Origin of the sequence: Paraburkholderia sp. RCC_158 (assembly GCF_041355255.1) — a bacterium.
Classification (GTDB): Bacteria; Pseudomonadota; Gammaproteobacteria; order Burkholderiales; family Burkholderiaceae; genus Paraburkholderia; species Paraburkholderia graminis.
The window spans coordinates 368,335-381,179 of the sequence record NZ_JBFUPM010000006.1; the positions used below are offsets into that span (position 1 = coordinate 368,335).

Sequence of the window (12,845 nt, forward strand, 5' to 3'; positions counted from 1 at the left end):
TCTCATGTCGACTCAAGCCAGCGTTGCGTCCGCGATCATCCGTCTGCATCCGGGCGACGACGTCATCATCGCGACCCGCCAGCTACTGCCGGGCACGCGCATCGACGCGGAGCAACTGGTGGTCACCGGTTTGATACCGCCCGGCCACAAGATCGCGACGCGCGACATCGCGAAAGGCGAGCCGGTCAAGCGCTATAACCAGATCATCGGCGTCGCGCGCGAAGCCATTGCACGCGGCCAGCACGTTCATGTGCAGAACCTCGGCATGTCCGAGTTCGCGCGCGAGCATGTGTTCGGCGTCGATGCACAACCGACCGCTTATGTGAAGGAACCCGCGCACTTCATGGGCATCCGTCGCGGCGACGGGCGCATTGCGACGCGGAATTACATCGGCATCCTGACGAGTGTGAATTGCTCGGCGACGGTCGCGCGCGCGATCGCCGATCATTTCCGCCGCGACGTGCATCCCGATGCACTCGCCGATTATCCGAACGTCGACGGCGTGATCGCGCTGACGCACGGCCTCGGCTGCGGCATCGACACGCAGGGCGAAGGCATCCGCATTCTGCGCCGCACGCTCGCGGGCTATGCGGTGCATCCGAACTTCGCGTCGGTGGTGTTCGTCGGGCTCGGCTGCGAAACGAACCAGATCGACGGCGTGCTCGAGGCCGGCGGTCTCGGCAGCAGCGACCTCAAGCTGCGCAGCTTTACGATCCAGGACAGCGGCGGCACGCGCAAGACGATCGAGCGCGGCATCGCGATGGTGCAGGAAATGCTCGCCGACGCGAACCGCATCCAGCGTGTGCCCGTGCCGGCTTCGCATCTCAGCATCGGCTTGCAGTGCGGCGGCTCGGACGGTTACTCGGGCATCTCCGCGAATCCCGCGCTTGGCGCCGCGGTCGATCGCGTCGTGCGGCATGGCGGCACCGCGATTCTCTCCGAGACGCCGGAGATTTATGGCGCCGAGCATCTGCTCACGCGCCGCGCGGTAAGCCCCGCTGTGGGCGAGAAACTGCTCGCGCGAATCGCATGGTGGCAGGACTACTGCGCGCGTAACGGCGGCGCGCTCGACAACAATCCGTCGGCCGGCAACAAGGCGGGCGGCCTCACGACGATCCTCGAAAAATCGCTCGGCGCGGTCGCGAAGGGCGGCACGACGAATCTCGTCGACGTCTACGAATACGCGCAGCCGGTCTCCGCAAAAGGTCTCGTGTTCATGGATTCGCCGGGCTACGATCCGGTCTCCGCGACGGGCCAGGTCGCGTCCGGTGCGAACGTGATCTGCTTCACGACGGGGCGCGGCTCCGCGTATGGCTGCGCGCCGTCGCCGTCGCTGAAGTTCGCGACGAACAACACGCTGTGGGAGCGTCAGGCGGACGACATCGACCTCAACTGCGGCGGCGTGATCGACGGCAGCGCGAGCATCGACGAACTGGGTGAAGCGATCTTCCAGATGATGCTCGATTGCGCGTCCGGCACGCGCACGAAAAGCGAATTGCATGGCTACGGGCAAAGTGAATTCGTGCCGTGGCAAGTCGGCGTGGTGACGTGACACGAACCCGCACGTTACGCAAACTGAAACCCGATTGAAACGCGATAGCCGCATGAATCGCTGATAGGAGACACTGAATTGGAACGCCGCCTTTATGCAGGCCGCGACGTGAAGCGTGCGCATGGCATCGACGATCTGCGCGCGATGGCGCGCCGGCGCTTGCCGAATTTCTGTTTCGAGTATGTGGAGGGCGGTTCCGAAGACGAGGCGACACTGCGCCGCAATCGCGATGTGTTCCGCGAACTCGCTTTTCTGCCGCGCACGCTCGTGAACGTCGAAAAGCGCAATCAGAGCGTGACGCTGTTCGGCGAGCGCAGCGCCGCGCCGTTCATGATCGGCCCGACCGGCTATAGCGGACTGATGTTCCGCGAAGGCGACGTCAAGATGGCGAGCGCTGCCGCGGCGGCCGGCATTCCGTTCGTGCTGAGCAACGTGTCGACCGTCGCGCTCGAAGACGTCGTGCGGCGTGCGGGCGGCCGCATATGGATGCAGGTCTACATGTACCGCACGCGCGAATCGCTTGCGAAGCTCGCGCAGCGTTCAGAGGCCGCGGGCATCGAAGCGCTCGTCGTGACGACCGACAGCGCGGTGTTCGGCAAACGCGAATGGGACCTGCGCAATTACGTCGAGCCGCTCAAGCTCGACTGGCGCAACAAGTTCGATGTGCTGCGGCATCCGCGCTGGATGGCGAACGTGTTGTGGCCGAGCGGCATGCCGCGCTTCGCGAATCTCGGCGACTTGTTGCCGCCTGGGCAAAACAGCGTGAAGGGCGCGACGATCACGCTCGGTCAGCAACTGGACCCGTCGCTGTCGTGGGACGACATTCGATGGTTGCGCGATTTGTGGCCGCATCGGCTGATCGTGAAGGGCGTGCTCGGCGCGGCCGATGCACTCGAAGCGGTGAAGGCGGGTGTCGACGGTATCGTGCTGTCGAATCACGGCGGCCGGCAACTCGACGGAGCGGTCTCGGCGATGGATGTATTGCCCGAGGTCGTCGAGCAGGCAGGCGGCAGGCTCTGCGTGATGCTCGACGGCGGATTCCGTCGCGGCACCGACATTCTGAAAGCGGTCGCGTTGGGTGCCGACGCGGTGCTGCTCGGACGCGCGACGACTTATGGCTTGAGCGCGGGCGGTCAGCCGGGCGTCGAACGTGCCATCGACATTCTCAAAACGGAGATCGACCGTGCGCTCGGACTGCTCGGTTGCCGCGATATCGCGGAACTCGACCGAAGCTATCTGCGCCGGATTGGGCACGACGGGGCGCTATCGCGGCCGCTGCAGGAACGACGCGTTCCCCTTATCGACCATGACGCTGCGGTAACTGGCGAGCCTTACCTGCAAGCGTGAGATGCAAGGCCGCGCTCTGTTCACTGCGCAAGCTGCCAGCGCAATACCGGATGCGTGGCGCCTGCCGGCATCGCCCACACGCCCGTTGAGCTGAAGTCGTAAGTGGGACCGAAGCTCGACGGCGCGCTCATTTCCGCAGTGGTCAATCCCTTCGCCGCCGATGTGCCAGTGCCGCTATACACGTCGCGCGTCGCGTGAGTGGTCTGCGTATCCCAGTAGACGTCGCCCGCAATCGTGCCGTTGTTGGTGCTCGCGACGCCGAGCGCGGGCGGACCCAGCGCGGGCTGAATGCTCTGGATCACCTGGCCGGTCGCGAACGACTGCTCGATCGTGCCGTCGTTTCGTTGAACCAGGGCGGCGCTGCCGTCTGTGCAGGCCGTGCCGTTGCCGCCGCCGCAATAGTTCGGCTGAAACGATACCTGACCCGTCGCATACGACTGCGAGATGAGGCCCGAGTTGCTCCCTGCGAGTCCGCCTCCACCGCCGGTATGCGCCTCCGCCGTCACCGCGCCGGTCGCATACGATTGCCTGATCGTCCCCGCGTTGATGCCCACGAGACCGCCCGGTGTACCTTCGGCCAGTACAGCGGCGCTGCTGCCTGAGCGCGTGATCGTGCCGTAGTTATAGCCGACGAGGCCACCCGTACTCGACGCGTAGCTGTAGCCTCCAAAGTCGGATGCCGATCCGCTCGTGCGAACGTAGGTGACGAGTCCGTAGTTGAATCCAGCCAGTATTCCGTACGATCCATAATCGTTCGGATCGCTAATGTTTCCGTTCACATTGACATTGCGCACGACACCCGTCGTGCCGATCAGGCCGAAGAGTCCTGCTGCGCGCTGGTCAGGACCGCCGGTGATCGAACCCGGCGTAACGAGCACCGTGCGCGACAAGGTCAGGCCGCTGATGGCGTGACCCATGCCGTCGAACTGACCGGAGAACGGCGTGGCGCCGTCGCCGATGGAAGTGAAGGCGAACGCCGGCGGAAAGCCCGACGTGGCGCTCGCGTCAATGTCCTTGCCTAGCGCATAGTTGCCGGCGAGATCCGCCGATACCTGCTGCAAGTCGTTCAGCGAATTGACGAGCTTGTAGGCCGTCGCCTGCGTCAGCAGTCCGCTAAACGGCGCAGCGGTCCACGCGCTGTTCGTGAGCACCGTGCCGGGGCTGTAGGTGCCCGTCATGTCGTAAAGCGCGCTGACGATGCCGGTGCTCGCGGACCAGTCGAGCGTGCCGTGGTTCGCGATGCTGCCGCCGTTGTCGATGCCCGACGCGTCCGCGCGCAACGTGAGATTGCCGGAGCCCGAGTTTTTCAGCGTGACGCCCGATGCAATCGAGACATCGTGATAAGCCGCAAGCGACAGCGCGGCTGCGCCGTTCCAGTTCAGACCCGAGGCGACGCTCAGATCGCCGGATACGCCGTTTGCGCCTGTCGTGGTCACGTTGACGGAGGTGCCCGCGTCGAGACTGCGGCGAAGCGCACCCGCGGCGGCGGTGTCGATCGTGAATACGGGGGACGTTAGATTCCATTGCGATGCGAGCACACGTGCGTCGCGGCCGAATGAGAGATTAAGCGCCTGCGTGTCGACGGTGCCGCCGCTGCCGTTTGCGTTGGACGCGGCAATCGTCCCGCGCTGCGCGACGCTGCCCGTATCGGCGACGAGCCACACGTGGCCGTCGCGCGTCGCCGTGCCCGTTGCGCGTACGCGCGTGCCGCCGCCCGCGAGCGCATAGATGTTGCCGTCCGCGGCTTGCAAATTAATCTGCGCGGCGCGCAAGGCCCCGGCGTTCGCAACCGTACCCTTGCTGCCGGTTTGCACGAAAAGCTGCTTGCCACTCGACGAATCCTGCAACAACACGTTGGCACCGACGCCGAGTTCGGCGGTTCCGTTGGGCGCTTCGACGGTGCCCGCGTTGACTACTGCGTTGCGCGCGATCAGAAATACGTCGCCGCCCGTCGAGCTGATCTTGCCGAGATTCACGACGCTCGCATTCGAATCGCCTGCGAATGTCAGCGCGCCGCCGTTCATGAACGCGCAATTGCAGACGTCGAGTGTGGAGGCCAGGAAACGTCCGCCGGTGCTGATCACACCCGACGGCCCGACGACGATACCTTGCGGGTTGATCAGATAAACGTCGCCCGTTGCACTCAGCTGGCCGAGGATCGCGGAGAGCGAACCGCCCGTCACGCGATTGAGCGTCGCGCCCGAGCCGTTCTGAAACATCACGGCATTGCCCTTGCCGATCGAGAAGCTGTTCCAGTCGATCACGCCGCGCGTGGAGCCCGGTTGCGTGACGATCAGGTTGTTGCCGCTGGTGTTGATCGAACCCTGGCCGCCGACATACTGACCGCCTTGCGGCAACACGCCCGCCGCTATCGCCACGGAAGCCGGAATCAATCCGGCGAGCGACAGTGCGAGCGCAATTGAACGATGCCGCGCGGCGATGCCTGTCCGAAGAGTGCCTTGAACCGGTCGGGGTATTAACCGAAATGACATGTGTGCCTCCTCGGTGTCAGTCCGATACGCGCGCGGCGGAACGCGGATGCCGTTGCACGATCCGCGTCGTCGGATGAAGTCTGCTGAATCAGCTTAGCAGTGCGCTTTGATGACACGCTGTAATAATCACAGCACTTTGTGCCGTGATGGTGTCGCTTTTTGCAGATCATTGGGCATGTGTGGAAGGAAGCGCAGGCGTTTGCCGCGCGCTAAATCCCTACGTTTTCATGACGTCATCTGTCATTTCGCTGACGCGTTTTTTTGTGCGAGCGCAGCGACGGATTTTTCGCTGCTGGTGCGTTCAAGAAGAAACGAAGCCGCATTGTGCTTCGACATGCTTCGGCATGTTTCGATATCGAACGGGAGAAACCAGCATGACATCGAGAAAAAGCCTTGGGACTTTCATGCTTGCCGCCGCTTTGGCCGGTGGCGCCTTCGTCGGCTCCGCGCCCGCGTTCGCGCAGGCCGTGATCATCGCGCCGGTCGCGCCGCCGCCGCCGCGCGTCGAGGTCGTGCCGGCGCCTCGCGCGGGCTACGTGTGGGATCAGGGCCGCTGGCGTTGGCATCACGGCCGCTACGTGTGGGTGCCCGGTCACTGGCAGGCGGTGCGCGTCGGCTATCACTGGGTGCCGGGACACTGGGTGCAGCGCGGGCCGAACTGGCGCTGGGTCGAAGGTCATTGGGCCTGAACGGCTTCGCGTAACCAGTGAGGCAATCGCCATGAAAACGCTTGTGATAATGCTGCTGGCCGCGTCGCTGGCCGGCTGTGTGGTGTACCCGGCGCGGCCGGTCTACTATCGTCCGGCAGTCGTCGTGTATTGAGAGTGGCGGTCCCGGCTGCCGTGCGTATCGATCCACCGTTGCACGCGCAACGAACATGAGAGTTGAAGCCGACGTGAATTGCATCGCATGTATGCCGGGAGCGCCGCGTCTTGAGTGAACGCGACCCCGACGCGGAGTTGCTCGAGCAGGTCGGCCGCCACGATGCGGCCGCCGTGCGCACGCTCGTCGCACGCAAGCTGCCGCGTCTGCTCGCGTTGGCCATGCGCATGCTGGGCGACCGCATGGAAGCGGAAGACGTCGCGCAGGAAGTGTTCGTGCGAATCTGGAAACACGCGACGCGTTGGCGCGAAGGCGAGGCGAAATTCGACACGTGGATTCATCGCGTGGCGCTGAATCTTTGCTATGACCGGCTGCGCGGCCGGCGTGAAGAAGTACGCGACGAACTGCCCGACGAGATCGATCCCGCCGCGCTGCCCGACGTGCGGCTCGAAGCGCGGGCTCGCGACGAGCGCGTGCGCGAAGCACTCGCCGCACTGCCGGTGCGGCAACGCGAGGCGCTGGTGCTCTGCTATTACCAGGAGATGTCGAACATCGACGCGGCCGCGCTGATGGGCATCACCGTCGATGCGCTGGAAAGCCTGCTCGCTCGCGCACGCCGCAATCTGCGCGCTCAACTGGCCGGCAGCGGCCTTAGCAAGGACAAGTCATGACGCCCGAAAGATTTCATCAGATCGTCGAAGCCTATGGCGCCGATCCACAGCGTTGGCCGCCGCAGGAGCGAGCCGCGGCGCAGGCGTGGGCGGGTTTGCATCGTCAGCAGGCGCAAGCATGGCTTGACGAAGCCGCCGGGCTTGATGCGTGGCTCGCGACGGATCGGCTCGCGCCGCCGGACACTTCATTGCAGCAGCGCATCGTTGCAAGCGCGCCCGCGCGGCCCGCGCGGCGGGCGACACCACAGCGGCGCGCGTGGTGGTGGTCGGGCGCTGCGGTCGGTGTCGGCCTGCTCGGTGGCGTGGCCGGCGCGTTGGCGGTGTCGTTTTTCGTGTTGACGGAAGCGGTGCCGCCTGTGCATGAATCCTCTTATCTCACGTCGAGTTTCGGTGGATCGTCCGCCGACTGGAGCGGCGAATGAACAGCCGGTCATGGAAAGTCGTGCTCGTAGTGTCGCTCGTCCTCAATGTGTTTTTGCTCGGCGCGATCGCGGGCGGCGCTTATCGATGGTATGCGGCGCGCGATGCTGCGGCGCCGCTCGCCGCGCCGCAGCGGGCGTTGCGTTTTGCCGCACAGACGCTGTCGGCGGAGCGGCAGAAGGCGTTCGCCGAGAGCCTGAGGAATGGACGCCGCGACGGCCGGCAGCTTGCGCGCGAGGCGCGCGAAGCGCGTCGCGAGGTATTGCGTCTGCTCGCCGCGCCGCAACTGGATCGTGCGGCGCTCGACGCTGCGTTGGCTCGCACGCGCGAGGCCGACAGCGGCCTGCGTGCGAAAGTGGAAAGCAGTGTCGCGGATTTCGCCGCGACGTTGTCGCCGCAAGAGCGCGTGGAGTTCGCCGACAGCCTGCGCTTGCGCGGACAGTGGCGCGAGCCGCAAACAAGCGCGAAGGGCGCCGGTCCGGCGAGCGCTGCATCGTCGGCTGCCGCGTCGAGCGAATAAAAATGTTTGCGAGCGGCGACGGATTGCATGCGTGCGCAACGTTCAAGCACTATTCAATGCCTGAGAGGGCGGTATGACTGCCTCATCCAACCTGACGACTGCTGCGATCGCGCTGAACCGTTTCGGCCTCGGCGCGCGCCCCGACGACCCAGCGCCCGCCGACCCGAAGGCGTGGCTGCTCGCGCAATTCGAGCACTATGAGCCGAGGCCTGCTGCCTGGGCCGATCAGCCGGATTCGATCGACTTGTCGAGCGAACTGGAACAGCAGCGCATGCAGTTGCGTCAGCAACGGCAGCGCAAGCCTGGCGATGGGAACACGCCGCAACAAAGCAACGCGCAAGGCGGCCAGCAAGCGGCGTCGGAAAGCCCGGTGAAAAAAGATCAGGAAGCCGAACGGAAAGCGATGCATGTCGAAATACGGGACACGTATCGCGCTTCGGTGAATGCGCGCGTGCTCAGCGCATTGACCACGCAGACGCCTTTCATCGAGCGGCTAGTTCATTTCTGGGCGAACCATTTCGCGGTATCGACGGAAAAACCCGCTGTGGCCGCGCTCGCCGGTTCGTTCGAAGCGGAGGCGATTCGCCCGCACGTGCTCGGCCGTTTCGAGGACATGCTGGTGGCGGTCGAGCGTCATCCTGCGATGCAGGTGTTCCTCGACCAGACGCGTTCGGTCGGGCCCGACAGCACGGCGGCGCTGCGTGCGGCGGCGCGCAATCCCGAGCGCAAGCGTGGCCTCAATGAAAACCTTGCGCGCGAAATCATGGAGTTGCATACGCTCGGCGCGCGCAGCGGCTATAGCCAGGACGACGTTACTGAATTTGCTCGCGCGTTGACGGGCTGGAGTGTGGCGACCGATCCTGCCAACGCCGGCATGCAGGGCAAACCGCCCGCGCAGTCCATGCCGACTGCCGCCGCGCCCGGCACCTTCGTGTTTCGCGAAGCGCTGCACGAGCCCGGCGCGCGAACCGTCATGGGACGTCGCTACGATCAGCGCGGCGAGGACCAGGCGCTCGCGATTCTGCATGATCTCGCGACTGCGCCTGCGACCGCGCAACACATCGGCGCCAAGCTGGCCCGTCATTTCATCGCCGATACTCCGCCCGCGGCGGCGAGCGGCAAGCTGGCGAGCGCGTTCATGACGAGCGGCGGCGATCTGCCGACGCTGTACCGCACATTGATCGACATGCACGAAGCCTGGTCGCCCGTCGCGGTGAAGTTCAAGACGCCGTGGGAATGGGCGATTTCGTCGATGCGCGGGCTCGGTTGGCAAGACCTCGGCAATCTGCAGGCCGCGCCTCTGTTGACGCAGCTTGGTCAACCGGTATGGCGTCCGGGTTCGCCCGCCGGTTACGACGACGTCGCCGCAAGCTGGGCCGCGCCCGATGCGCTCGTGCGCCGCGTCGAGGTCGCACAGCGCTTCGCGGCGCGCGTCGGCGACCGGCTCGACGCGCGCTCGCTCGGCCAGGCGCTGCTCGCCGGATCGCTGGGCGCGCCGAGCGCGGTGGCGATCGCGCGCGCCGAAAGCGCATCCACTGCAATTGCGCTTTTGCTGGTCTCACCGGACTTTCAACGGAGATGAACGTCATGTCCTCACGCCGTCAATTTCTGCGAGTCGCCGCTGCGGGCGCGGGCGCGATTCTCGTGTCGCCGCGCATCGCGTTTGCGAATGTGGTCAGCGAGCGCCGTTTCGTGTTCGTGATTCAGCGCGGCGCGGCCGATGGCCTGAACATCGTCGTGCCCTACGCCGAACCTGCCTATGCGAAGTTGCGCGGCGCGCTCGCAATCGATCCGTCGAGCGCTCACCGGCTCGACGGCAGCTTTGCGCTGCATCCCGCGCTCACGCAGATGGCCGCGATGTACGTGGACCGTCAGGCGCTGTTCGTGCACGCGGTGGCGTCGCCGTATCGCGACCGCTCGCATTTCGACGGACAGAACGTGCTCGAAACCGGCAGCGCGTCGCCGTATCAGGTGAAGGACGGCTGGCTGAACCGGCTCGCCGCGCTGCTGCCCGCCGCGCGCGAGACGGCAATCGCCTTTGCGCCCACCGTGCCAATGGCGCTGCGTGGCACGGCGGCCGTCACATCGTACGCGCCGTCCGCGTTGCCGCCGGCGCCCGACGATCTGCTGATGCGCGTCTCGCAACTCTACGACGACGACGCGCAGTTGCGCCCCTTGTGGGAATCCGCGATGACGGCACGCGGTCTCGCTGGCGACGCCGGCGCGCGCCAGGACCCCGCGAGCCTCGGCAAACTGGCGGCCGGATTTCTCGCACGCGACGACGGTCCGCGCATCGCGATGATCGAGACCGGCGGCTGGGACACGCATAGCGCGCAGAATGCGCGTCTTGCCAATCAGTTGAAAGCGCTCGACACGATGCTCGCGGCATTGCGCGACGGCATGGGTCCTGCGTGGAGCAAAACCACCGTGCTGGTGGCGACCGAGTTCGGCAGGACCGCGGCTGCGAACGGCACCGAAGGCACCGACCACGGCACGGGCTCGGTGGCGATGGTGCTGGGCGGCGCGGTGGCGGGCGGCCGTGTCGTCGCGGACTGGCCCGGCCTCGCGCCTCGCGACCTCTATGAGGCTCGCGACCTCAAGCCGACCGCATCGCTCGATGCGCTGATCGCCGGTGCCGCGAGCGAAGCACTCGGTATCGATCCGCATCACACGGCGCGCGCGCTGTTCGGCCACACGGCTGCGGTGAAGCCGTTCAGCGGTATCGTTCGAGCGTAACCGTTGCGCTCCGGCTGCGTGTCGGCCGGAGCGCCTCCTTGTCTCTCCTTCCCCTCACATCTGCGGCAAGCAGATCGTTCCCACGCAGCGGGCGCTCACGCGAGATTCAAATTTTTTTCGCGTGAGCCCTACGCAAGCGGCCGTTTCCTGCCGACATCCAGGCATGGGTTGCAGTGAGCAGCCGGCGGGAAAATTGACCGCGCCCCATTATTCGTGACGATCGCCTCGCCGGCACCCAACGCCGATTGATCAGGATGGCGAACGAATAAAGGCAGCGCTGTTTTCCCCATCCGCAACCACCTCTGATTTCACCGATTTTTGTCCGGGCCTCCCCGGCGTTGGATTGTCTTGCCATGGTTAAACGACGTGAGTTTCTCGGCCTGCTGACGGCTGTCAGCGGCAGTTATGTGCTGAGCGCATGCGGCGGCGGTGGCGGCGGCGACGGCGACGGCAAGGGGACGAGCGCGGGCGTGACGACCAGCGCGACGTCCAGTTCAACGAGCGCGGCGTCGGGAACCACAAGCACTACAGGCACCACAGGGACCACAGGCACGACCTCGGCGACCGGCAGCACCGGGGCCACGCAGAGCAACGCAACGTCGAGCGGATCGAAGGGCAACAACGGAGCGTCGAATACGTCAAATACGTCGAATAACGACGCATCCGGGTCCGCGCTCGCGTCGGCGGATGGCACGGCGATTCCGCCCGCGGCATCGGTCATCGACAATCAGGCGGCGGTGTGGACCGTCGTCGGCGGATCGGTCTACCGCAACGGCGCGAAGGCCGGCAACACGTTCAGCGTGTCCTTGCTGCTGTGGTCCGGCGGCGTGATCTATCACCAGGGCACGGGCGGGCAGTTCTACGGCTGGAGCGGCTCGGCGTGGTACGCGTGCGCCGATCCGCGCCTCGGCGGCACGTCGCTCGACGGCACGACGATTCCTGGCGCGTCGCGCATCATCGATAGAGTAGGCGCAATCTGGACCGTCGCGAACGGCGTCGTTCTGCGCAACAACGCCGCGGTCGGCGTGAGCTCGAATGTGTCGCTGCTGCTGTGGTACGGCGGCAAGCTGTGGTGCCGCGCAGCGGGCGGGCAGTTCTACGTGTGCAACGACATCGACCAATGGCTGCCGTGCGCCGATCCGCGTATTCCGGTGGCGGCCGCTAGCGGCATGTTCCATGGCATCAACGGACACTACGACTATCGCTACACGCCCGCGCAGGTCGTGTCGATCATGCAGAACATGGGCTGCTCGACATATCGCGTCGGCGTCACCGACGACCCCACCGAACTCACAGCCGTCGTCAGACTCGCGCAGGCTTTCCAGGCGGCGGGGCTCACGCTGTTCGTGGTGATCCAGATCGGCATGCGCGACGCCAACGGCGCGCTGCTCGCGAGCGAATCGGCGGCTTACGCGCGGGGGCATTCGTGCGGCGTGACAGTCGCCGGCGCGCTCGCGCCATACGGCGTGGTCATGTACGAGTGCGGCAACGAATTGACTCGCGATCCCGCGATCATTCTCGACTCGACCAATGCCGGGACGAAGGCCGTCGACTTCAGCAACGCGAACTGGCCGATCATGCGCGGCCTGATGCGCGGCATGATGGATGGCGTGAAGTCCGCGCAGCCCGCGGCGAAATGCGGGATCAACTTCTGCGTCGCGGACGTCGGCGCCGCCGACGCATTGTGGGACGGCACGCAACCGGACGGCACGAGCGGCTACCCGACCGTGCGCTGGGACATGACGACGTGGCACAACTACGAGATCTACGGCGACATCTTCGACATCGGTTCGGACGGTTCGGGGCCCGGCTTCGATCTGCCGACTTACTGCAAAGCGCGTTACGGCAAGCCGTTTTTGCTGACCGAGTGGAATACCGGACCCGAAAAGACGGTGGCCTATCGGGCGGATTACATCAGCACACGCTACGCGAGCTACTATCAGGCGAGAAAGACAAAGAACATCCAGTCGACGATGTACTACGAGCTCGATAGCGGCAACACCACGTATGGCGTAATGATCGACGGCGTGGTGGTCAATCAGACGTACAGCGCGTTCGTGAGCGCCGTCGCGAGTCATCCGGACAATTGAGCGCGACGCCGAACGATGCCAACGCGCCGCAATTGCATGGCGGCGCATTCCCCTTTTTCTATCGACGGCCCCGCGCCCACTAGACACACCGCTTGACCCTGACGTAGCGTGAGGCCTTAGAAACCCTAACAAAATGAGTCGAAGGGGCTGTTAACCCGAATCATGCTCTGTTAACCTCTTCATTGTTTCGTTGGC

At 65.3% G+C, this 12,845-nt stretch carries 10 protein-coding genes; 9 read left to right on the forward strand and 1 reads right to left on the reverse strand.

Annotated elements, in window-relative coordinates:
* The first annotated feature begins 4 nt into the window (after positions 1-4).
* On the forward strand, positions 5-1,552 hold the full coding sequence (locus tag AB6809_RS15435) for a UxaA family hydrolase (RefSeq protein WP_029966194.1): 1,548 nt from the start codon (positions 5-7) through the stop codon (positions 1,550-1,552).
* 78 nt (positions 1,553-1,630) lie between these two features.
* Entirely contained in the window at positions 1,631-2,899 is a 1,269-nt protein-coding gene (locus AB6809_RS15440) for an alpha-hydroxy acid oxidase (RefSeq protein WP_258196148.1), read from the forward strand.
* A 20-nt stretch (positions 2,900-2,919) separates the two neighbouring features.
* Here AB6809_RS15440 and AB6809_RS15445 read toward each other — a convergent pair whose 3' ends face one another.
* Positions 2,920-5,391, reverse strand: coding sequence for a filamentous hemagglutinin N-terminal domain-containing protein (locus AB6809_RS15445; RefSeq protein WP_371026859.1), 2,472 nt, complete (start codon positions 5,389-5,391; stop codon positions 2,920-2,922).
* Between the two features lie 374 nt (positions 5,392-5,765).
* On the opposite strand from AB6809_RS15445, the gene AB6809_RS15450 reads away from it, so the two are divergent.
* From AB6809_RS15450 to AB6809_RS15480, 7 genes are all read left to right on the forward strand, one after another.
* On the forward strand, positions 5,766-6,080 hold the full coding sequence (locus AB6809_RS15450) for a YXWGXW repeat-containing protein (protein ID WP_006049409.1): 315 nt from the start codon (positions 5,766-5,768) through the stop codon (positions 6,078-6,080).
* 243 nt (positions 6,081-6,323) lie between these two features.
* A complete protein-coding gene (locus AB6809_RS15455; protein ID WP_006049411.1) occupies positions 6,324-6,884 on the forward strand; it encodes an RNA polymerase sigma factor in 561 nt (186 codons plus the stop codon).
* Positions 6,881-7,306 (forward strand): hypothetical protein, encoded by a 426-nt coding sequence (locus tag AB6809_RS15460; protein ID WP_029966186.1) that lies wholly within the window; start codon positions 6,881-6,883, stop codon positions 7,304-7,306. Before AB6809_RS15455 ends, AB6809_RS15460 begins: the two co-directional genes overlap by 4 nt.
* Positions 7,303-7,824 carry a periplasmic heavy metal sensor gene (locus AB6809_RS15465; RefSeq protein ID WP_029966184.1) on the forward strand — a complete coding sequence of 174 codons (522 nt, stop codon included), beginning with the start codon at positions 7,303-7,305 and terminating at the stop codon, positions 7,822-7,824. The genes AB6809_RS15460 and AB6809_RS15465 overlap by 4 nt, the downstream gene beginning before the upstream one ends.
* Positions 7,825-7,897: 73 nt before the next feature.
* A complete protein-coding gene (locus AB6809_RS15470; RefSeq protein ID WP_029966182.1) occupies positions 7,898-9,406 on the forward strand; it encodes a DUF1800 family protein in 1,509 nt (502 codons plus the stop codon).
* 5 nt (positions 9,407-9,411) lie between these two features.
* The gene (locus tag AB6809_RS15475) at positions 9,412-10,560 is read left to right on the forward strand and encodes a DUF1501 domain-containing protein (RefSeq protein ID WP_029966181.1); all 1,149 of its coding nucleotides are present in this window, start codon (positions 9,412-9,414) and stop codon (positions 10,558-10,560) included.
* A gap of 353 nt (positions 10,561-10,913) precedes the next feature.
* The gene (locus tag AB6809_RS15480; protein ID WP_029966180.1) at positions 10,914-12,650 is read left to right on the forward strand and encodes a hypothetical protein; all 1,737 of its coding nucleotides are present in this window, start codon (positions 10,914-10,916) and stop codon (positions 12,648-12,650) included.
* Positions 12,651-12,845 lie beyond the last annotated feature (195 nt).